Origin of the sequence: Vibrio sp. B1ASS3, assembly GCF_905175355.1 — a bacterium.
GTDB classification, from domain to species: domain Bacteria; phylum Pseudomonadota; class Gammaproteobacteria; order Enterobacterales; family Vibrionaceae; genus Vibrio; species Vibrio owensii.
The window spans coordinates 1,977,538-1,999,548 of the sequence record NZ_HG992743.1 but is presented as its reverse complement, the minus strand read 5'-3'; the positions used below and the strand labels follow the sequence as shown (position 1 = coordinate 1,999,548).

The following is a 22,011-nucleotide window of genomic DNA, read 5'->3' as shown; positions in this document are numbered from 1 at the left end:
AGCACTGTTCTTTTCATTGCGTCCTTTGCGCTACTTTCTGAATCACAAACGCTTGGCACTGATTAAACTGAGCGAAAGCGTATAACTCCTCTTCTAAGGCGACGAAAAACGCTTCTCTTTCTTTGAGCGAAGGCTCGGTGACTAGGTTAAGAACGTTCAGCGTTGAACTGGTTTTATCCACTTTGCAGTCGGCGCGCGCGACCAGCTTTCCATCCCACAATATTGGCAAACAAAAGTAACCAAACTGGCGTTTTGGCTCTGGAACATAACACTCTAGCAAGTAATCAAAGTTGAAAATTGCACTGGCGCGTTTTCGTTGGATAAGCAGGTTATCAAATGGGGAAAGGATTTTAGCGCGTTTGCGGTTGAGCCGTTTGTCGAGCAAGTTCAGCGCATCGCTACAGGCATAGTAAGCTGAATTGTTGATGCTAATGGCTTCAATCTCACCCAAATCGACCAATTCGGACAGAGCTTGTTGTACAGGCTTTTTAACCCCTTTCAGTAGGTAAACCATTTCAGGCAAAGTACCGAACCCATGAGATCTAAGATAATTGAGGACTAAGAATCGCGCGTGTTCTTGCTCGGTTGGCATCGATGTATCAACGTCTTGAGGCAGAACATGTGAGGTTAGGTCATACACTTTCTGGAAGCCGCGACGTTCGCTAATCATTAAATCGCCCTGCATGTATAAGTTCTCTAGGGCGCGTTTGGTTGGCTTAGTATTCCAACCATCGGTCTTATGGTTGGCGGATTCGAAATCCTTTGCCATCAATGGGCCTTCTTGCTCAATTCTCTTCAAGATAGACGCCATCAAGTCGTGGTCTTTTTTGTACCAATGCTTCTGCTGATCAGATTTGATCGCCGCTTTGCGAGGTAAGCTATGACGGTATTGCGACATAGGTAAATACGCCGCCGCATGAGACCAATATTCGAAGACTTTCTTTTCTGCCACCAGTTGGTCTAGGTGCTCAAGTTGGTAGCTTGGGTTTCGGCTCCACAAAGTATGATGGTGGGCGCGCTGAACGACAGAAATCGTATCAATCTGCACATAGCCCAGTTGCTCAAAGACGGCTAAGGTCTTTGCTTTAGCGCTGCCTTTGTTGCTTGCTAGCGGCAACCCTTGAGAGAGCAGAGCTAACTTTTGTGCTTGAGCAAGATTGAGTGATTTCATGTCGTTATTTGTCTTCCTTGTTACTTTCTCTATTGCTCGGAAGGTTGCTCAGTGGCAAAGCCTCGCAGAACGTTGGTCAGTGTGATGGTCGCAAAGACCACAATCACCAATGACAGATGCCACGCTTGGCTTAATCCGAGTTGCACCAATGCCATACTCACAATCGATGACACCACCATTTGGCCACCGCCCGACATCGCCGCAGCTGCACCTGCTTGTTTCTTATAGGGTTGCATTACCATGGCTTGAGCACAAGGTAGAGCGATGGCATTGCCTAAAATCATCAACAGTTGTCCAAGCATTAAATACAGTGGCTCTACAGGGCAGAAGAACAGCCACGCTGCGGAACTTACATGCAGGATTGGCGTGACCAATAGCATCTTCTTCGTGCCGATGATTGGGCGCACACGGTTACAGATACTGGTGCCGCAAATCATGCCGAACGCCGGAATCAGTGCCCACATCGCGTATTGATCGGATGTCATCCCGATTTGGTTTTGCATGATGAAAGGCATCACCGAAACAGTGGTGATCATCAAGCTGAAGTTAAGCCAACCAATACTGGCGAAGCTCATAAAGTAACGAGAAGTCAGTAGGTCACGATATTGCAGCAGCATCTTTTTCGGTGAGGGCAACGCAGAGGTTTGTGTGATGGTTTCTTGGAAGCGAAATACGATCACACTCCAAGCCAACAATACGTAACCCAACAGCGAGATAAACACCATAGTCCAGCCGAAGTGGGCGTTAATGAAACCACCAATAACAGGAGCAACTAACGGTGTAATAGAAGCAGCCATCGCAATGTAGGACAAAGCGACAGGGAGCTCAGGGCCATTAAAGCGGTCGCGAGTAGACGCTCGGGCTAACACCGCACAACAGCCTGTACCTAAGCCTTGCAGAAAACGACCTGCTACCATGCCAGTGAAAGTGTGGCTTAGGAAGATGATCATCAATAGGCCGAGCATGGCAATCAACAAGCCAGCTAACAGCACCTTTTTACGGCCTAACGCATCGGATACCGGGCCATAGATAAACTGAGACGGGCCAAAGCCAAGTAAGTAAACACTGACTAACAGCTGAGCTTGGTCGAGGGAAATGTCGAAGTCTTTGGCGATCCAAGGAAGGGATGGGAACACCAAGCCCATACTGAGCTGACCAACACTGATGATGAGACACGCCAGCAAGATGGTTTTAAATTCAATCGGTCGGCTCATGATTTTTCACCATCGCCACGGCGGCGCAGGCTTCCTTCTTCATCAAATGCATTCAGTTTGGCTTTCACACGTTTGACCGTCGATAAGCTGACTTCGCATTGTTCTGCGACGCTTTGTAGCGTATTGCCTTCCAGAAGCAAGGTCGCAATGTGCTGATGCTTCGCTTTGTCTGCTGGGCGACCTCGGAATTTCTGCTTCCACATCTGTGGATCGTCTTTTAGTGCTTTGCGGCCTTGTTCTGCGGCGAACAAGCGATGTTGCGTTTGCACTTGCCCATAGCCAGAAAGCAGCGAAAGCAAGGTTTGCGTTTGTACGGAACCAGGTTCAAAAGTCAGTGGTTCACAAACGGTTTTTAGGGTGACGCCTTTGTTAAGCAGAGTTTGAATCGTGCTTAGGGCTTGGCTGAAGTCTCGGCCAAAGGCGGTTAACCACCAAAGTACAACAGTGTCGCCAGATTGCACGGTAGTTAAGAGTTGTTGAAAGGCTTGCCGCTCGGCTGGTGGCGTGCAGCCGCGTACCTTGTCTTCAAGGTGAATTGCTTCAGGAGCAAAGGCTCTCAAAGCGTTGAGCTGCTCAGGGTAAGCTCGGTTTTTTGGCGAGTGCCGCGTATAGAGAAAGGTAGCCATGGGTGCAATGCGTCTCTTGAGATTGGTTCATATACTGTAATGGTCCATAAATATACAGAGGTTCATTAGTAACCACAACACCAAATGAGCCATTGGCTCGAAATCTTAGAAGTAAGAGATGAGGGGCAAGAGAAAGAAGAGATGACGAAATAAAAAAGCCAACCGCTTGGGTTGGCTTCTCTGAGATTAGGCTTTGGTGGTGCTGCGCTCTATCAATTTGACTGGCACCATCATCTTCACCAAGCTGCTGTTTTTATTGTTGATTTGATCAACGATAATTTTCACACACTCACGCGCTAGACGACGGAAGTCTTGGCGGAAAGTGGTCAGTTGATAGCTCAACCATTCCGTTTGTGGAATGTTGTCGAAGCCGATGACTTTCAGATCTTGAGGGATACGAATACCACACTCAATACGTGCAATATCCATTACCGCCATTGCAAGGTTGTCGGTTGCACAGAACACGGCTTCTGGACGATTCTTATCGGCCAGCATAGCACGTACTTTATCCAGCGAACTTGCGTAGTCGTAGCTCGCTTCAATGATGCGTGGTGTTTTACCCGTTAAGTCTTCGAACTCAGCGCTGAAGCCACTTTGACGCTCGTCGTTGGTAAAGGTTGGCACTTCACCCGTCAGGTAAACCGCGTTTTTCACCCCACTTTCGTGCAGCAGTTGTGCCGCTTGTTGACCAGCTTCGTAGTTGTCACTGATAACGTAACTGCTCTTAGTGCCTTCTACGACGCGCGCGTACTGAACGATAGGGATATTGAACTCTTCACACTCTTCATACAGTGATTTGTTGAAGGTAGCGGAAGCGGCAATGACACCATCTACACGGTATTGGAAGATGTTCGGGATTGAGTGGTTGTCTTCATCATCCACTTGCCATGGAATCAACACCGCTGAGTAGCCTTGCTTCTGCAATTCACTTGAAATCAATTGGAGTGTTTTCATGTGGATAGGGTAGTCCGCATCTGGGAATACCAAACCGATCAACTTAGATTCGTTGGTGGTCAAGCTACGTGCAAAAGCATTTGGACGGTAGTTTAGGGCTTTCGCGGCTTCGAAGACCTTTTGCTTGGTCTTTTCAGATACTGAGCTGCCCGGAACAAACACACGCGATACAGTAGATTGAGAAACGCCAGCCAGTTTGGCAACGTCCTTCGATGTTACGGTTTGTTTTGCAGGATTCATGTGAGTTGATTCATAAGTCAGTTTAACTGTGACTAGGTTAACACAAATAGGTACGTAGTCATAAAGAGAAATAAGCAAGATTTAGGTAAATAAAGGGTTAGATTGTCTTTGGTGGCGTAATTTGGGTAGTACCCAAGTCACATTTCATATTGTGCATACGAAAAAAGCCTTACCCAAAAAAGGTAAGGCTTGCTCTTATTTCCCATTTCCACTAAATCGAATAAGTTACGTAACCGGAATAACTTATCTCGTGGTTATCAGAAGTAGTAGCGAATACCTGCCGCGAATTGATCATCACGGTTTTCGAATTTGCTGCCATCGTACTGATCTTTACCTAGATCGAACTGGTATTCAGTCCAAACTAGGAATTTGTTCTTCTGGAAGTGGTATTCAAGACCAGGGATCAGCAAGTTACGCTCGTAACCTTGTGTCTCGTCACCACGATCTTCCATGTAGTTGTAGTTCAATGTTGGGCGTAAGCCGTTGTCGAAGTGGTAGTAAGTGTAGATTTCGCCACCTAGGGTATCGAACATTACGTCCGTACCGCCTTGGCTCACGGCTTCCCAGTTTTCGCCAACGTGGAAAGTCGCACCCGCGTAGAAGCCACCGTTGCTGTAGTTCGCGCCCAATAGCATGATGCGCATGTTGTCGCCGTTTTCTACGCCAACCACGCTTGCGTCTAGATCCGCAACTTCATTTTGATGGTAAGCCGCACCCAGTGTTACGCCATCAACCGGTTTGTAAGTGATCGAAGCACCCATGCCGTTTTTCAGTGAGGCTGTCGCATTGCTTGCTAGAGCAACATCTTCACGCGTGGTTTGGTAAGTAAAGCCGTAGCTCACTTTTTCATTAATTGAATTACGGTACGTAATTGAGTTTTCTGCACGACCAGCACCGGATGCGATACCCCAGTCAGCTAGGTTGTAAACACCTGAGCCACGAGTACCGAATACACGACCTAAATCGGTGTACCATGCTACGTCGTAGAAGGTAGACCACTGCTTAGTACCCGCAGCAATCTTGCCGTATTTTTCGTGATCAACACCTGCGTATAGCAAGCGGTCGTAAATGTTGTCGCCGTTCGCGCCAGAGTTGTAGCCCCATTCCGCGTGACCGAAACCAGTCCAGCCGTTATCCAGACCCATTTGGCCTTTCAAACCGAAACGTGAGCTGCCGCTGTTCCATTCGCCGTTGTCATCACCGCCACGGTCTTGGTAGCGAAGATCGAAACGGCCATCGATGGTTAGGCTGTCGCCAGCGTCATTAACAAAAGTGTGTGCAGCAAAGGCTGAGCTAGAAGTAAGCGCTGCTAAAATCACTGCAGAAAGGGTCGACTTTTTCATCATCAATCTCATTATTCAGGGCGCAGAAAGCCACCGTGCGTTCATGCCCGTTGTGAATAAGGGTTCTATCTTGAGGTTGTGCCCCATCCTTGAGGCACGAGTTGGGAGCATGTCACCTGAACCGAGAGGGGATTCAGGCAACATAAAGGCGGGTTGACAATCCGCCCCTAGGACTTCTTATAGAGAAGGGTTTAGGATCTGTTGAGTACGCTCGAACACGTCTAGACCTTGCTGTTTTAGCCAGTAAGGTAGGTCGATCAGTACCCAGTTCTCAGATAGCTTGTCGCCGTCACGGTAGTAAACGTCAACCACTTGCATGTCTGCACGTACTTCACCACCTGTCATACCTAGGAAACCACCGATTGGCGTGTTAGATAGGTTTGGCCAGCCGAAGAAACAAGAGAAGTTACCTTCTGCGAAACGACATACGTGGCCGTTAAACTTCTTGTCTTTCAGGTTGTTACGGAACGGCAATTGGTGCTGCTGTTGGTAACGAGGAATTGTGTAAGACGCACCGATACCACATGGACCGTACCAGATCATGTCTTTAGACCAGCTCTTCTCAAGAACTTCTGGTGGGCAACCCATAGCGCCGCTGTCGTTTAGTGCAGATAGGTCATCAACCATCTTGTTCACTAGTGCTAGTGTTGCTACACCTTCTTCTGGTGCTGCGTCTTCGAACAGTAGACCGTCGTGGTTACGAGGACCAGGGTATACGAAGTGCTTACCTGTTGATGGTGGTAGTGGGTAACAACCCGCTTGGTCCATCGCGCCTAGAAGGTCTAGGAATAGGCCAGTCTTAGTGATCTTGCCGTTTTCAACACAGTTAAATTCTGCGTAACGGATGTTCATGATCTTGCCAGTTGGGCGCATGCCTAGGTATTCAGCGTCGAATAGACCCATGAAGTGACCCATGCTCATTACCCAGATTTCACCTGATGTTACTTCGTTCTCACCACCGATGAAGATGTCTTGACGACGCTGCATGCGAGTCATTGATTTCATCAAAGGAGCCCAGAAAACGTCAGCCGCTGCTTGAGCGCCTTGTTGCTCACGGAATGGGTAAACACCACGCCATAGGTAATCTTCTGAAGTGTGTGCTTTTAGTACTTCTGCCACGTTCTCGTGAGTTGCGTTTTCCATTGCGCTGAAGTATTCACGTACAACGCGTTTCGCTTCTTGATATTTAGACATAATAAACTCTCTTATTTGCTGTCGAGTCGGCTTTGGGAACAGGACTCGAAATTAAGTTTTTTCATCCGGCCGGGGAGCCAGCCTGAGTTTTTGAAATTCAGTTACGCTTTTGCTGCTTCGGCTTTTTTGCTCTTATCGAACACGCCGCCTTTTAGTGTCTCTGGCAGTGATAGCCATAGAAGACCAGCAAGGATCCATACGATTGGTGAACCCCACATTGCGGTTTGTAGGTCGGTACGCTCTTGGATGAAGATAAGTACCATTGGCGCCCACATACCGAGGATACGACCGCCGTGGAATAGCGCTGCGCCGTAGCTACGTAGGTGTGCTGGGAACAGTTCTGAGAAGTAACCACCCCATACCGCTGAAGAAGACAGACCGAAGTTGTAAATCAGACCAAGTAGAGCCAGCATGTTTAGGCCGCCAATCACCATGTCGCCAGGTGCAACAAAGAAGATTGAAACCATGATGCCTGCTAGGATGAAGCCAAATGCGTTCACCTTACGACCGAATTTGTCAGCTACCCAACCCCAGAACCATGCACCAAACAGTGAACCAAATGCCGAGATAGAGAAGATGAGACCGATGGTTGCACCGTCGAACATACGTACATCACGTAGGTAAGTGGTTACGAAGCCACCAAAGAATTGGAAACCGTAGAAGTTAAGGCCAGCCAGTAATAGACACGTTAGTGTGATCTTACGGTAAGGCTTGCTTAGCATTTCGCCCCAAGAGCCTTTTTTCGCTGGTGCATCTGATTCTTCTGCTTTTGCTTGCTCTTCTTCACCGTAAGCGATTACTTTGCTGTCGCTAGGTAGTACAAAGATCATGACAACAGCGGCTGCCAATGGTGGGATACCACCTACAAGCATTAGGCTTTCCCATGGTGCATCAATGCTTGCAATAAATGCTGCATACGCACCCATTACCATCAGTGCCACAGAGAACATAGAAGACGCGAATGCCGTCAACTTACCACGTACCGTTGGCGTAAATAGGCCGATCATTAGGCTTACTGCCACGGTGAAGTAACCACCCAGTGACAAACCAATGATGAAACGCATTGCTGCCCATGTTGTGTAGTCGGTGAACATCATATTGATGATCGTTGCGCCACCGTTTAGGGCTGTGATGGTAATAAGAGTGGATTTCTTACCAAATTTTGTTGCGAACCAAGCACAGCTCAATGCACCGATAAGTGCACCAACCGACTGCCATGTATAGAACTGGGCAGTGTCTGACAGGCTAATACCATCATACGCTTCAACGATGTATGGGCGTACGTAGTCAATAATTACAAAGTTATAACAATAGAAAAAGTAACCAACCAGTATCGCTAGATAGGCAGCTACCCTTTGAATCATAGGAACTTCGCTCATGTGTCTTTTGGCATTCATGACCGATAAACCTCTATTTCACTTAGGATTTGTTGCTATTCAAACTTAATGAACACGATCTTATTTGGATCATCTTCGATTTCGTGTCGGGGTGAATCATAGTTTTTTTAAGGTTATTAGATCCGTGATCAAAATCAATTTTAAAATGAATGCGTACCCATTTTGTGGGTTTTAGTGACAAGGATCTCACTAATCGGCGTTTTTGGCGATTTTGAATACATTTTCGCCTATATTGGTGATAATAATCACACTTACAGTGGGATTGTCGTTTAAAAATGCCTTTTTACAGTAATATCTGGGCATAATAATTAGCTACCCAGAATTAGGAAAACCTTAAAATGGTTACGTACTCAAGTTTTGTGGTGATTGCGTTATATGTGGCAATTACCATACTAATCAGCTATTTAGTGAATAAGCGCTACAGCAATGGTGGCGACTTTTCCACGGGTGGAAAGCAATTTGGCTGGTTTACGGCGGGTGTTTCGATACTTGCGACTTACATTAGTGCGATGACGTTTGTAGGGATGCCTGGTTGGGTTTATAGCTCTGGCATGGAAGCGATGAGTATTCACCTTAACTATCCCATCGTTATCTTTTTCACTGTTATTTTCTTTGTACCTGTCTTCTATAAGCTGGGTCTGACTTCGATTTATGAATACCTTGAGCACCGCTTTGGGGTGTATGCAAGAACCATCAACTCGATTGTGTTTATTGTGGTTCAATGTATCTCTGCGGGTGTGATTTTGTATGCCGTGGCGCTGATCTTAGTGCAAGTTCTGCCTATCAGTATTTCTGAAGCCATTATCTACATTAGTATTTTCACCGCTTGCTATACCTATGCGGGCGGGATTTCAACGGTTATCTGGACCGATATGTTGCAATCTGCAGTATTGGTTGCGGGCAGCATCGCTATCTTTGCCATTCTAATGACAGAGATTAATGCGGCAGATTACCTTTCTCGTGATCACTTGAATATCATCAACTTAGACTTTGATTTGGGCGTGGATACCACACTCTGGGCTGGCGTGGTTGCCGTGAGCTTTTTGCATTTGAGTGTGTACGGCACCAACCAATTGATCATCCAACGCACGTTAGCGACGAGATGTGAAAAGACGGCGCAGAAGTCGATGCTGTTGTGTGGTTACGGTGCGTTTTTCGTGTACTTGTTCTTCGCGGTACTCGGTGTTCTTTTGAGTGTTTTCTATCAAGATCAATCGTTTGAAAACAGCAACGAAGTGATTTTAGATTTCGTCTTCAACCACACTAACCCAATCGTCGTTGGTTTGATCATTTCCGCATTGGCGGCGGCCGCAATGTCGACCTTGGACTCAACCTACAACTCGATGGCGACCGTCGCGACGTTTGATATCTACAAGCGTTTCGTTCGCAAGAGTGCCGATGATGAGCACTACGAAAAAGTCGCAAGAAAGATGAGTTTGCTTGCTGCGGCCATGGTGGTAGTGCCAGCTCTTCTCGCGGTATCGAATGAATCGGTACTCAAAACCATCGCTAGCCTGACTTCCATCTTTGTTGGTATCCGTCTTGGGTCATTCGTGCTTGGCTTATTCTGGGCAAAAGCCAATGAGAAAGGCGTGATCGTTGGCAGTATCATGAGTGTGATTGCGGTGTTTACTGCCATGTATCTCGACGTGGCTTGGCCGTGGTTCGCGCCAATTGGTACGTTCGTCTTCCTTTTGTTTGGTGTGTTAGTGAGTCGTCGTTGGGGCGCTGTGACTGCCGAACAACAAGTCTTTATCAATAATCAAAAACATCTTTTTGCAAAGCCAACCGCAAGCCATTACGGGTTGTTGGTGTTCGCTGTGGCAACCATCGCTGCTTGTATGGTTCTCCCTGATTGGCTTTATGCTGCATTGTCGTAATAGGTAAGTTTATGCTGTCCATCTTTGATATTTACAAGATTGGTGTGGGCCCTTCTAGCTCTCACACCAATGGCCCAATGATCGCGGGTTACCACTTCACTCGTTTGATTGAATCGAACTTGGCAAAAGTGGTTCGTATTCAAGTCGATTTATACGGCTCACTCTCGTTAACGGGGATTGGTCACCATACTGACCGTGCAACGATTTTGGGTCTGTTGGGTAACAAACCAGATACCATCAAAATTGCTTCTGCGAACAAAGCGATGCGCAAGGCGATTGAAGAGGGCATGATGTCTGTCGATGGCCGTCATGAAATCGAATTCAACTACAAAACGGACATGTTGTTCCATGAAGAGAACCTTCCTCTGCATGAGAATGGCATGACGATTACTGCGTTAGATGCGCATGGCAATCAGGTTGGGTTTGAAACTTACTACTCTATCGGTGGTGGGTTCATCGCAACGGCGGATGAACTGCAAAATGGCAGTGCGACAGCTCCCGTAGAAGTTGAGTTTCCATTCTCCAGTGCGGACGAAATGTTGGCACAGGCAGAGAAGAACGGCATGAGCCTTGGCGGCATGATTCTGAAAAACGAACAAGCGTTTCAGGAAATGGAAGCCATCAATCAACGCGCAGAACAGATCTGGCGTGTGATGACGCGTTGCATGGAGCGTGGTTTCGAAACAGAGGGCATCTTGGATGGCGGCTTGAACGTGACCCGCCGTGCGCCAAACTTGTTGAAGAAGCTTGAAGCAAATGCAGCAATCGAAAACGATCCAATGGAAATCATGGATTGGATTAACCTGTTTGCTTTTGCTGTGAGTGAAGAAAACGCGGCTGGTGGACAAGTCGTAACGTCGCCAACTAATGGTGCGGCGGGTGTGATTCCTGCGGTATTGATGTACTACCATCGCTTCATCAAAGAGCTCGATACTAAACAGCTTAAAGACTTCCTTGCTGTATCCGGTGCGATTGGCATTTTGTACAAAACCAATGCGTCTATCTCGGGTGCCGAAGTGGGTTGTCAGGGCGAAGTTGGCGTGTCTTCTTCCATGGCGGCAGCTGGCTTGACCGCTCTACGTGGTGGCAGCAATGAGCAAATTTGTATTGCGGCCGAGATTGCCATGGAGCACTCACTAGGCATGACTTGTGACCCAATTGGTGGCTTAGTGCAAGTACCGTGTATTGAGCGTAACGCAATGGGGGCAATGAAAGCGATCAATGCATCTCGCATGGCATTAAAGCGTAATAGTAAATGTTTGATCTCGTTGGATAAGGTGATTGAAACCATGTATCAAACGGGCAAAGATATGAACAAGAAATACCGCGAGACGTCACTGGGTGGATTGGCTTTGATTCACCTAGCGCCGCCTTGTGAATAAGCACAAAAAGACGCAGTCAGAAATCTTCTGACTGGCTTGCTACTCAAAGCGAGTGGCAGGGGGATTATGCCCCACAACCCCACCTTACTGCTCGATACTACTGAGCCCCCGATACCGAACAAGCAAGATGAGACTGTGTTGAATGGGCAAGGAGTTAAAACTTCTTATGCTGTCGCTGTCTTTGCTTGTTTTGCTTTATCACGCATGCCCAATACGACGGTCAGAACAAACGCGGTTGCGAACGCGATAACCATGCCGACAATGTAGTAGCCAATCTTATCTGGTGCGATAGAAATAATGCCTGGCAGACCTGCAGCTCCTAGTGCTTGCGCTTTAACGTTAAATAGCGTGATGAATGCACTCGCGACCGCTGAACCGATGATCGCAGCGATAAATGGGTAGCGTAGCTTCAAGTTCACACCAAACATTGCTGGTTCCGTGATCCCAAGTAGACCAGTCACCCCCGATGGCACCGCGATGCCTTTCATCTTGGTATCTTTAGTAGTAAAGCCAACCGCCAATGCTGCGGCACCTTGTGCAACGTTAGACATTGCCGCGATAGGGAAAATGAATGTACCGCCAGTGGTTGCGATATCAGCCAATAGCTGGGTTTCAATCGCGATAAAGCTGTGATGCATACCAGTGATAACGAACGGTGCGTAGATAAAGCCAAACAGCGCGCCACCCACAAAACCGGCTGAATCGTAAAGCCAGTTCAGACCATCACCTAGCATAAAGCCAAGGTCACGCGTAAACGGACCGACCAAAGTAAACGTTACGAAACCCGTAATGAAGATCGCCAGCATTGGTGTGAGCAAGTTATCCAATACGGATGGAATGACTTTACGTAAACCAAGTTCAACCTTAGCCAAAATGAATGCAGAAACCAGAACAGGCAACACCGAACCTTGGTAGCCCACCTTTTGGATTTCCAAACCCATGATGTTCCAAGTCGGTACCGTGCCGGATACAGAGGCGCTACCAAAACCCCAGCCGTTAAGCAGATCGGGGTGAACCATTAACATGCCCAGCGCAGCGCCCAAGAATGGGTTACCGCCAAACTTCTTCGAAGCTGAGAACGCCAATAAAACAGGAAGGTAAACAAATGGTGCATTCGCGAAGGTGTTGATCATATTGGCTAAATCGGTCAGCCCTGGGTAGGCATCAATGATCGATTTCCCCTCAATGAATAGGCCCTGCGCCGTTAAGACATTGAACAGACCCATCAACAAACCACCTGCAACGATCGCTGGAATGATCGGAACGAAAATATCCGACAGTCCTTTAACTGCGCGTTGAATTAGGTTTTGTTTATCCGCTCCGGCAGAAGCAACATCGTTGGTCGACATCTCAGCCAAGCCCGTTTGTTTCGCCATCTCTGCGTAAACTTGGTTTACGATGCCAGAGCCGAAAATGATTTGGTATTGACCCGCAACTTTGAATTGGCCTTTTACGCCATCAAGGTTGCCGATCGCTTCTTCGTTGACCTTTTCTTCGTCTTTTAGCGCTAAACGTAAACGTGTTGCGCAGTGAGCAAGGGCTTGAATGTTTTCTTTACCGCCTAAATGCTCAAGTAGTTGTTTTGCTATGACTGGATAGTTCATTGCACACCCCGATTGGTATTACTTGTCTTTAATTGAAATAAATATTGTTTTGGTTATTTTTGGGAACGTTTGCAAAGAGGATTTTTGATGATTAATGGCAACGGGTCAAAAGATAAGGCCGAATTATGTGAGAATGATCGTTATATTGGGTGACAATGATCCGCTTAACGAGGGTAAAATCACGTTAATCCTTCATGGGAAGTGGCAGATTTCTGCAAACAATCCCAATAATCAACAATGACAAAGATAGAATAGGGACAATATGGCGAGTTTGCACGATGTGGCGCGTTTGGCTGGTGTATCCAAATCTACAGTATCCCGTGTGATCAATAATGAATACGGGGTAAAAGAAGCGACGAAAATCAAGGTGCGCAAAGCGGTGGAAGAGTGTGGCTATGTCGTCAATCAAGTCGCCAAAGACCTAAAATCGCAAAAGACCAATTTGATTGGTGTGATTGTGCCTCGTGTTTCATCCCATGCGATTTCTCAGGGTGTGGATGGTTTAACCGCGATCATTGAGCAAGCAGGCAAACACGTCCTGTTAGCGAATACTCACCAAGTGTACGAAAAAGAAATCGAGTACATTCAGATTTTCAACCAGAAGCGTGTAGAGGGCATTATCCTTTACGCCACGCACTTTGATGCCGCGCTGAACAAGGCCATTCAACAGTCCAATGTTCCTGTCGTATTGGTAGGGCAAGATGGGTCACTGCATAACGTACCGAGCGTGGTGCACGATGACGTTCGGGTTGGCTTTGAAGCTGGTAATCGCTTAGTCGCCGCGGGTTGCAAGCAGATTGGTTTTATTGGTGTGCAAGGTGAAGACATCGCTGTTGATGTACAGCGCTCGCAAGGGTTAAAGCAATCTTTGGACTTTCATCAGCAAGCTTTGTTGTTCCACGCGCGCGGTGATTTTTCGATTGAATCTGGCTATCAGCAAGCAAAAGAACAGATGGAAGCGTATCCTCATTTGGACGGGCTTTTCTGTGCCACCGACCGTATTGCCGTAGGTGCGGTTAAAGCACTTCGTGAGATGGGTGTAAAAGTGGGAGAGCAAGTTCGCGTACTCGGTGTGGGTAACGATGAACTGGCAAGCATTAGTATTCCAAGCCTATCTACCTTCAACTATGCATTTGATAAAGCAGGCGAAAACGCAGCAAAAATGTTGATTGAACGAATCGAAGGTCGAGGAAAAGAGATGAGTAAAGTTGTGCTTACTTTCCAAAACATTGAGCGTGAAAGTTGCTAAGGTGAGAATATTTTAGAGAACGTTCCCGAAGAGTTACTAAAATTGAACGTAAAGCCGATGTGGAGAAGACGCATCGGCTTTATTTTTGGGTTTCTTTCGAAGCGTGACAGGTGAGCTTTTAGGCTTATCGCAGCAAGAAATAAGGCGTATTTACGTAAGCATGCCCTGCGGAAATCGCGTAAGGCAATACCACCTTGCCAACAGAAACCGCCGTGTTGACCAGTGGTTGAACGTTGATGTTCGCGTTCATCAAGGTTGGGCGAACATTGGGGGCGAGGCGATAATGACCTGGTGTAGACACGCAACCAGAAAGTGTTGACGTGAATAGCAGTGCGATGATGATTGATTTGATGGCTTTCATAATGGTTACTCTCAATATTTTTATTTTGGCTCTGGTTTTGGTTTTCTGTATGAGCCTTGCTTGAGACGAAGATTGCCTGAGCGTGCACAGTACGGCCATCAATGCTGAACAAGTCACAGTTAAGAAGACTAAAAGTAACGATAGGCGTTACTAAGCATGAGTAATTGCGATGAAATTCATTAAATCTGATGCTTTAGTCATGCTTTTTGAGACTTAAACAAGTAAAACGATAAGTTAGAAGCTCTCGATGGGGTAGGAGAGCGAAGTGGTGATTCAGAGCTGCTCTAAATTGTTATCAGAAATCGAATGTTATACAAATAAATCGAGTTAGCTTAGATACTCATATTATTGAGGTTTATTATAAAGACAAAAATAAATTACCAAGTTTGATTTATTGCATCTAAAATAAAAACAACTATTGAGAGTTGGATTAAATTACTTTTTAATAGTCTCAGATTCAATATCTAATAAATCATAACTGCGTGCGGATTTTACATATCAAGTAGTACGTTTTTAGAGTAATTATAGAAGGAGAGTAATATGAAGAAGTTTGTATTGGCTGTACTGATTATGCTCATCGCGCCTTTGTCTATTGCAAGTAGTGAACGCAATATGCCTGATTCTTCAAGGTATGAGGCGTGCCTGATTGATGGCAAGGTTGTCATGATGCAACCCAATATGTGTTATGCCATGGGTGGTCGCCGAGGCGGTTAATCAGCAAAACTCTGTTTTACGAAAAGTCGCGTAAGCGGCTTTTTTATTATCTATGGAATAACCGAAATAAAATTGAAATGAAAAGTTAACTAAAAACATTTTCTTTGCTTATTTCTAGAAAATATATTTTCGTTAAATTAAGTAAATATTGAATTTTATTTACGAATGAAAGCGTAAATTCTTGTAATATATACCCAAGTAACCTCTCGCTAATGACAAGGTTTTGAATCTTTCACATTGAAGTCACTTGGGTATAAAAAAAGCCAGAATGAAACCGCCCATTCTGGCTTGGAGCTAAACGAATGTGCTCAAAACACAATCTGGAGGCAGATTGCTTACATGGAACGTACGGTTAGTGGTCGGCGGCGACCAATCTTAGTTAGGGCGAGCTGCCATAAGCTCAAATCTCGTGAGCGAAAGGCGCCAGCACAGCTGAGTAAGTAGTATTTCCACATACGGTAGAAATCTTCACTGTAATCGCCTTTGATCTGATTCCAAGAGTGTTGGAAGTTAGAGAACCAGCACATCAGGGTTTTGTCGTAGTCTTCACCGAAGTTGTGCACATCTTCGATATTGAATCGCTCTTCCATCGCCTCTGCGAGGTTCTTCATCGATGGAATGACACCATTTGGGAAGATGTATTTCGAGATCCACGGGTCCGATGCGGTAGTGCTGTGGTGTGCCAATGGTGTGTAGCAAGAACACGCCATCGTCTTTCATGAAGCGCTCTGCGCACTCGAAGTATTCCGCATAGTTCTTCGGTCCCACGTGTTCAATCATACCAATAGACACGATACGATCGTATTGCACGGTGGGTTTGAACTCACGGTAGTCCTTCAAAATGAAGTTCGCGACTACGCCATTTTCTATTGCCAGTTTGCTGCCGAGCTTCTTCTGCTCTTTGGATAGAGTCAGACCATCGCAAATCACGCCATACTTCTTCGCTGCGTAAATCATAAAGCTGCCCCAACCACAGCCAATATCGAGGATACGCATTCCCGGTTGCAGATCGAGCTTGCGACAAATCAAATCCATCTTGTGCTCTTGCGCTTCGTCTAACGTTGCAGCTCGGTTCCAATACCCGCAGGTGTAGGTCATGCGTGAATCGAGCATCTTCTGGTAAAGCTTATTGCCGATGTCGTAATGGTGCGGTACATCGAATTTACAGCGCTCAATGCTTTGTGGGTTAACCCAGCTTTTCAATTTTAACTTCGCAGCGGAAGAGGCGAACTTGAGCTTTTCAGCCAGTCCTAGTTTGCCTTCAATATCGTTTAAAAGTACGCGCTCAAAGAACTGATCCAAGCGGCTGCAATCCCACATCTTGGACATGTACGCTTCCCCTAAACCCAAGGAGCCTGACTGCATCACAAGCTCATACACTTTTGGGTTAAACACTTGGATATCCCACGGTTTAGAACCATTGATGGTGATACCTGCCGGGGCTAACGCCTCTTTAAACATTTCTTCTAGTTTGTTCATACTATGCCTATTTCACGTGCATGTTCGCTACGTATTCATCTTCTGCCCAATACATACGTTCGGCGACTTTGGCTTCCGGATTTAGGCTAACGCCATCTAAGACGCGCTCTCTAAAACGCAAGTAGCCGCCTTTATCAATCAGATGTCCCATGTGGAGGTAAATCGGCTTACCGCCCAACATCTCTTTTTCAAATTCGAACAGATTGTCGATGACAGGGTGCAGGACGTCTTCCGTTACCCAATTGAGGAACATCTTGCCAACGCGAGGGGTCTTCTTCGAAGTTCGACCGCCCAGTTTGACCATATAGAATTGTTTTGGATCTCGACGCCAAGCCAGTGTTGGGCAAGCAAGTACGCATTCACCGCAGCCAATGCATTTGCTTTCTTCCTTCACCGCTTTACCGTCTTTGAGTGACAAGCAATCTACTGCGTGGTGCGCACAAGCTTTGACGCAGGCGCCATCACCTTATAGCTCTGACGTAACGCCTCGATCGCCGACCCCATTTGCTGAGTAGTTAAAAACTTAGGCATTGTTCTATCTCGTTATTTTTAAAAACTAATGAATCGTGCGTTCTAAACAGGGCTCGGCGGTGGATTCAAACCACTCCAGTGACTGTGAAAGGGAAACCACGTCTCCGACCACTATGATTGCTGGCAGTGGTGGTTTTTGCGTTTTGCAGGTTTCATACAGTCCGGCTAAGGTAGTGACGATCTTGCTTTGATTTTCTCGTGTCCCATTGCTGACGATGGCGCAAGGTGTATCTGGCGCGAGACCGTGAGCAATGAGGTTGTCTGCGATCGCTTCTGCTTTGTGTAGCCCCATGTAGAAAATTAGGGTGTGGTCGATGGCGGCAAGTGCGCTCCAATTCGGTTCGCTAGCATCATTACAGTTTCGTCCCGTTACCAAGGTTACACCCCTCGAAACTTGTCTATGAGTGACCGGTATCCCCGCGTAAGCGCAGCATCCAAGTGCCGCAGTTACACCCGGTACAACCTCATAGTTGATGCCTTGCTGTGTTAAATAGGTCGCTTCCTCACCGCCTCGACCAAATACAAACGGGTCGCCCGCTTTTAAGCGACATACCGTAAGACCTGTGATTGCGTAGCCCTTCATCATTTCGTTGATTTCTGCCTGCGTTTGCGAACACTTACCGTAGTGTTTACCCACGCAGATTTTTAGGGTTTTTCGTGGGATGACGTCCAAGACTTCTTCCGAAACCAGATGGTCATAAAGCACGACATCAACGCGATTAAGCAGACGAAATGCTTTAATGGTAAGCAGCGACGCATCGCCTGTGCCTGCTCCAACCAAATAAACCTGACCATAAGATGGATTGGATGCCTTCATGAGAAAATACCCCAAATCAATACAACGAATAGGATGGCGGCAATAACCCAATAAAGAACTTGATGGACGTTATCGCTGACCCAACCTAGCTCTTCTAACATCTCGTTAGTCAGGTCTAAATTTATTTGCTCTACGTAATCGTCCAGTTCTTTCATTTTCAATTGGCTTCGTGCAATCCCCTGATGCATTTAAGGTTATTGATGAGAGCCGTTAAGTTAAATCAAAGAAAAATAAACACCTGTTCAGAACTGATTAACGATAGGGTGTTTCGAGGCAGAATTTGAATCGGTCAAAAGACTGAGGAAAGAGAGAAGTGTCGTGTCAGGCTTTGTGATTTAACTGATTGTAATAGAAATAAAAAAGCCAGAGCGATATCTGCTCTGGCTTTGTCGTTTTTCGTAAGAAATTCGCTATGCTGCTTTGAGATAGCAGACGCGATTCTTGCCCAATCTTTTTGCTTGATAAAGTGCTTTGTCAGCTTGCTCCACTACATGGTGATAGCTGGTTTCTAATGGCGTAAACCCAACACTTGCCGTAAATCGCACATCGCCACAACCCAATGTGAGATGGCTTCTTTGCAACGCCGTTAGGAAGTTATCAAGCTGATGTTTGGCATCAAACTCGTCATTGGCTTGGAACACGATGGCAAACTCTTCACCACCATAACGTGCTAAACAAATCCCTTTTGGTTTAGGGAAGCAATCGCGCATCACTTCTGCGGTCTTTTGGATGACTAAATCACCGACTGGATGACCGAATTTATCGTTGATGTATTTGAAGTTATCAATATCGACCATCGCGATAAAACGGTTCTCTGAATCAAGCTCCCTCGACACTTTTGCTGCTAAGCACGCTTTATTTTCGAGTTGCGTCATTGGATCTTGATGGCGCAAGCGGTCATGCAATTTGAGGTTTGCCAAAGCTACTTGGGCGTAGTTTTGAATCAAGCTCAGCACGCATTTGTAGGTTGGGAATCGACAACTGACATAAGTCACGCCAAGCAGCTCTCGTCCATCAAACAATGGAATGCAGTAGTGGTTACTGTTGATCTTGAGCTTTTTCGTCAGCTCGTCGCCGTACTTCTTCGTTCTGTAAGTCAATGCGCTATGAGAAAAACGCGCCGCGAGTTCCGCGTCGGTTAACACCAGCTTTTTATTGCCGTGATAATCGAGGGTGTAAAAGCTGTAATTCAAGCTGTCGTATAAACAGAACTGTATGCCTCTGTGGTAGCAAAAACGATCCAAGACATGCTTGAGTTGGATTTTGAACTCATCAACGCTCTCTGTGCCATTTAGGCGGGCTAATGACAAATGCAGTTGGTAAGTGAGGTAGTTGATTCCGATGGCGAGCGCGAGTAGAGAGGCGATGACACCGGCCGTTAGTGTGAAAGGATAACTGCTGTTAAGGATATCGGCACGGTCTGTTCCTGCGACAAACACCCAGTTTAAGCCGTTGTCTGCATCGAAGACCGAGATCTTAAAATTATCTTGGTAATAGTATTCGTGTTTACCGAACAGTAAGCCCGACGCAACTTTATCGCTGATACCGCCATGATAACTCACTGAATAGTCACCGACGCGGCTTGGATCTGGATGGAATACCAATCGCTCTGTATCTCTGTCTACGACAAACACATAACCTTTACTCAATGTTTTCAGACCACGCAATTGCTGAGTGGTATGAAGAAGATCGAACTCAAGCCAAAGTTGGTATTTTAGGTTTGGATTGACGTGTTTGATCGCGAATACCCAGCGTTGTTGTGGGTTTTGGTACAGCGAAGAGATAGAGAATTTATCGCTGACAGTATCCAGTTTATGCCATTGAATTGCGCTGGTGTCTGCTTGTTTGATTTGACCAGATAGGCCATAAGCGACACTGTTGTTTGATGTGGTATAGAGGATATTGGAGTATTGCGGAGAGTAATCGATGATGCCTTGGCTTAGTTCCCGGAAGTCAGGATCATTGAGGTCTTGTTTGCTTGCTTTTAATGCGGTCTCTAGAAGGTAGAATTTGCTGAAAGCCGCTTCGATTTGGGAGTGGATCAACCGTTCTGCAGTGATGATATTGGTCTGTGATTGCCGATAGACCATCGACTCGGAATCGACTAACTGAGCATAAGCCAGATAGACCATGAAACCTGCGAGTAAAAGCAGGTAAGGCCGCAGAATGCGGATTAAGAATTTAGGTAAAGCCATATGCCAAATAACGTTGTATATATTATAAATGTGATTTGGCTAGCAATATTAGATTAGTTTCACTTGTGCATCAATGCGTATGGTGTGCTATTTGGCCTAGTTGATGGATCTCTACTCGAAATGTCGATAAAACAAACCCAGCGTGTTGCCTGTCTCTTATACACAAATCCCCAAGCTTATAGCTTGGGGATTTTTTTTGAACTCTTTAACGTGTGTGCGCTCTGATCACTTAAGAATCCTTACTGAAACACTAAGATGACACACTCAGACGCTAAACTTTGGGCACAAGAACAATTTGGACAAGCACAACTTAAAGACCCTCGAAGAACACAACGCCTCATCAGTTTAGCGACTTCCATTGCTAATCAACCAGGAGTCTCCGTGGCTAAACTTCCTTTTTCTCCCGCCGATATGGAAGGGGCATATCGCTTTATCCGCAATGAAAACATCGATGCAAAAGACATCGCTGAAGCAGGTTTTCAATCAACGGTATCTCGAGCTAACGAGCATGAGGAATTACTCGCGCTTGAAGATACAACAACGCTCTGTTTTCCTCATCGAAGTATAAAAGATGAACTCGGGCACACGAATCAAGGCGACAGAATTCGAGCTCTCCATGTACATTCGACGTTACTTTTTGCACCACAAAGTCAGACCATTGTTGGTCTTATAGAGCAACAACGATGGAGCCGAGATATTACTAAGCGTGGGCAAAAGCACCAACACGCGACTCGTCCTTACGAGGAGAAAGAGAGTTACAAATGGGAGCAAGCTTCTCGCCGTGTCGTTGAGCGCCTAGGGGATAAGATGTTAGATGTTATCTCGGTCTGTGACCGAGAAGCTGACCTATTCGAATACTTAACTTATAAACGTCAACATCAGCAGCGTTTTGTCGTTCGTTCAATGCAAAGCCGCTGTCTAGAAGAGCACGCTCAAAAGCTTTACGACTATGCGCAAGCGTTACCAAGCGTCCAGACAAAAGAGCTTACCATCCCCCAAAAAGGAGGAAGAAAAGCGAGAGATGTAAATCTTGATGTTAAATATGGTCAGGTGACATTAAAGGCTCCAGCAAACAAAAAGGAGCACGCAGGCATACCTGTTTATTATGTTGGTTGCCTTGAGCAAGGGACATCAAAAGACAAGTTAGCATGGCACCTCTTGACGTCGGAGCCAGTAAACAACGCTGAAGACGCCATGAGAATTATCGGTTATTACGAGCGTCGATGGCTGATTGAAGACTTCCATAAAGTCTGGAAAAGTGAAGGTACGGATGTGGAGTCACTAAGACTCCAAAGTAAAGGTAACTTAGAGAGGTTAAGTGTCATCTATGCCTTTGTTGCGACACGTTTATTGGCGTTACGCTTCATTAAAGAGGTTGATGAGCTATCAACAGAAAGTTGTGAAAAGGTCTTGGGCAAAAAAGCTTGGAAGCTGCTGTGGTTGAAACTAGAAAGTAAGACGTTACCTAAAGAAACGCCGGATATGGGCTGGGCGTACAAGAGTCTCGCTAAATTAGGCGGTTGGAAAGATACCAAGAGGACGGGCAGAGCTTCAATAAAGGCACTTTGGGAAGGATGGTTTAAACTACAAACCATCCTTGAAGGCTACGAACTCGCAATGTCTCTTGATCACTAGACTTGTGATCAAGAGACAGGCGTGT

General features: G+C 46.2%; 17 protein-coding genes and 2 pseudogenes. 5 read left to right on the top strand and 14 right to left on the bottom strand.

What is annotated here, in order from left to right; genetic code table 11:
* Positions 1 to 13 precede the first annotated feature (13 nt).
* From KJB05_RS27155 to KJB05_RS27125, 7 genes are all read right to left on the bottom strand, one after another.
* A complete protein-coding gene (locus tag KJB05_RS27155; RefSeq protein ID WP_208445733.1) occupies positions 14 to 1,171 on the bottom strand; it encodes a crosslink repair DNA glycosylase YcaQ family protein in 1,158 nt (385 codons plus the stop codon).
* 29 nt (positions 1,172 to 1,200) lie between these two features.
* A complete protein-coding gene (locus tag KJB05_RS27150) occupies positions 1,201 to 2,385 on the bottom strand; it encodes a multidrug effflux MFS transporter (RefSeq protein WP_208445734.1) in 1,185 nt (394 codons plus the stop codon).
* The gene (locus KJB05_RS27145) at positions 2,382 to 3,011 is read right to left on the bottom strand and encodes a recombinase family protein (RefSeq protein WP_208445735.1); all 630 of its coding nucleotides are present in this window, start codon (positions 3,009 to 3,011) and stop codon (positions 2,382 to 2,384) included. The genes KJB05_RS27150 and KJB05_RS27145 overlap by 4 nt, the downstream gene beginning before the upstream one ends.
* 186 nt (positions 3,012 to 3,197) lie before the next feature.
* Positions 3,198 to 4,205, bottom strand: coding sequence for a LacI family DNA-binding transcriptional regulator (locus tag KJB05_RS27140; RefSeq protein ID WP_009701770.1), 1,008 nt, complete (start codon positions 4,203 to 4,205; stop codon positions 3,198 to 3,200).
* 257 nt (positions 4,206 to 4,462) lie between these two features.
* On the bottom strand, positions 4,463 to 5,548 hold the full coding sequence (locus tag KJB05_RS27135) for a porin (protein WP_017634480.1): 1,086 nt from the start codon (positions 5,546 to 5,548) through the stop codon (positions 4,463 to 4,465).
* 177 nt (positions 5,549 to 5,725) lie between these two features.
* Positions 5,726 to 6,742, bottom strand: a complete 1,017-nt coding sequence (locus KJB05_RS27130) for a nuclear transport factor 2 family protein (protein ID WP_005374772.1) — start codon at positions 6,740 to 6,742, stop codon at positions 5,726 to 5,728.
* 101 nt (positions 6,743 to 6,843) lie between these two features.
* Positions 6,844 to 8,139, bottom strand: a complete 1,296-nt coding sequence (locus tag KJB05_RS27125; protein WP_005374774.1) for an MFS transporter — start codon at positions 8,137 to 8,139, stop codon at positions 6,844 to 6,846.
* A gap of 338 nt (positions 8,140 to 8,477) precedes the next feature.
* On the opposite strand from KJB05_RS27125, the gene KJB05_RS27120 reads away from it, so the two are divergent.
* Together KJB05_RS27120 and KJB05_RS27115 are read left to right on the top strand one after the other, a co-directional pair.
* Positions 8,478 to 10,019 (top strand): sodium:solute symporter, encoded by a 1,542-nt coding sequence (locus KJB05_RS27120; protein ID WP_005443739.1) that lies wholly within the window; start codon positions 8,478 to 8,480, stop codon positions 10,017 to 10,019.
* A gap of 11 nt (positions 10,020 to 10,030) precedes the next feature.
* The gene (locus KJB05_RS27115; protein WP_005374779.1) at positions 10,031 to 11,401 is read left to right on the top strand and encodes an L-serine ammonia-lyase; all 1,371 of its coding nucleotides are present in this window, start codon (positions 10,031 to 10,033) and stop codon (positions 11,399 to 11,401) included.
* A gap of 164 nt (positions 11,402 to 11,565) precedes the next feature.
* Here the strand turns inward: KJB05_RS27115 and KJB05_RS27110 are convergent, their stop codons facing one another.
* On the bottom strand, positions 11,566 to 13,005 hold the full coding sequence (locus KJB05_RS27110; RefSeq protein ID WP_009706546.1) for a sucrose-specific PTS transporter subunit IIBC: 1,440 nt from the start codon (positions 13,003 to 13,005) through the stop codon (positions 11,566 to 11,568).
* Positions 13,006 to 13,267: 262 nt separating this feature from the next.
* On the opposite strand from KJB05_RS27110, the gene KJB05_RS27105 reads away from it, so the two are divergent.
* A complete protein-coding gene (locus tag KJB05_RS27105) occupies positions 13,268 to 14,254 on the top strand; it encodes a LacI family DNA-binding transcriptional regulator (RefSeq protein WP_009706545.1) in 987 nt (328 codons plus the stop codon).
* Positions 14,255 to 14,378: 124 nt separating this feature from the next.
* Here KJB05_RS27105 and KJB05_RS27100 read toward each other — a convergent pair whose 3' ends face one another.
* The gene (locus KJB05_RS27100; RefSeq protein WP_005449600.1) at positions 14,379 to 14,615 is read right to left on the bottom strand and encodes a hypothetical protein; all 237 of its coding nucleotides are present in this window, start codon (positions 14,613 to 14,615) and stop codon (positions 14,379 to 14,381) included.
* 540 nt (positions 14,616 to 15,155) lie between these two features.
* Here KJB05_RS27100 and KJB05_RS27095 point away from each other — a divergent pair.
* Positions 15,156 to 15,329 (top strand): hypothetical protein, encoded by a 174-nt coding sequence (locus KJB05_RS27095; protein WP_009706544.1) that lies wholly within the window; start codon positions 15,156 to 15,158, stop codon positions 15,327 to 15,329.
* A 335-nt stretch (positions 15,330 to 15,664) separates the two neighbouring features.
* Here the strand turns inward: KJB05_RS27095 and cfa are convergent.
* From cfa to KJB05_RS27070, 5 genes and pseudogenes are all read right to left on the bottom strand, one after another.
* Positions 15,665 to 16,808: pseudogene (cfa, locus tag KJB05_RS27090) on the bottom strand (cyclopropane fatty acyl phospholipid synthase).
* 7 nt (positions 16,809 to 16,815) lie between these two features.
* Positions 16,816 to 17,268 (bottom strand): annotated as a pseudogene (locus tag KJB05_RS27085) (4Fe-4S binding protein); the annotation flags it as partial.
* Between the two features lie 96 nt (positions 17,269 to 17,364).
* Positions 17,365 to 18,156 (bottom strand): uroporphyrinogen-III C-methyltransferase, encoded by a 792-nt coding sequence (gene cobA, locus KJB05_RS27080; protein WP_045408224.1) that lies wholly within the window; start codon positions 18,154 to 18,156, stop codon positions 17,365 to 17,367.
* Entirely contained in the window at positions 18,153 to 18,311 is a 159-nt protein-coding gene (locus KJB05_RS27075; RefSeq protein WP_167381300.1) for a hypothetical protein, read from the bottom strand. The genes cobA and KJB05_RS27075 overlap by 4 nt, the downstream gene beginning before the upstream one ends.
* Before the next feature lie 255 nt (positions 18,312 to 18,566).
* The gene (locus tag KJB05_RS27070; protein WP_208445737.1) at positions 18,567 to 20,288 is read right to left on the bottom strand and encodes a diguanylate cyclase; all 1,722 of its coding nucleotides are present in this window, start codon (positions 20,286 to 20,288) and stop codon (positions 18,567 to 18,569) included.
* A 318-nt stretch (positions 20,289 to 20,606) separates the two neighbouring features.
* On the opposite strand from KJB05_RS27070, the gene KJB05_RS27065 reads away from it, so the two are divergent.
* Positions 20,607 to 21,986 carry an IS4 family transposase gene (locus KJB05_RS27065; RefSeq protein WP_213053098.1) on the top strand — a complete coding sequence of 460 codons (1,380 nt, stop codon included), beginning with the start codon at positions 20,607 to 20,609 and terminating at the stop codon, positions 21,984 to 21,986.
* The last annotated feature ends 25 nt before the right edge of the window (positions 21,987 to 22,011 follow it).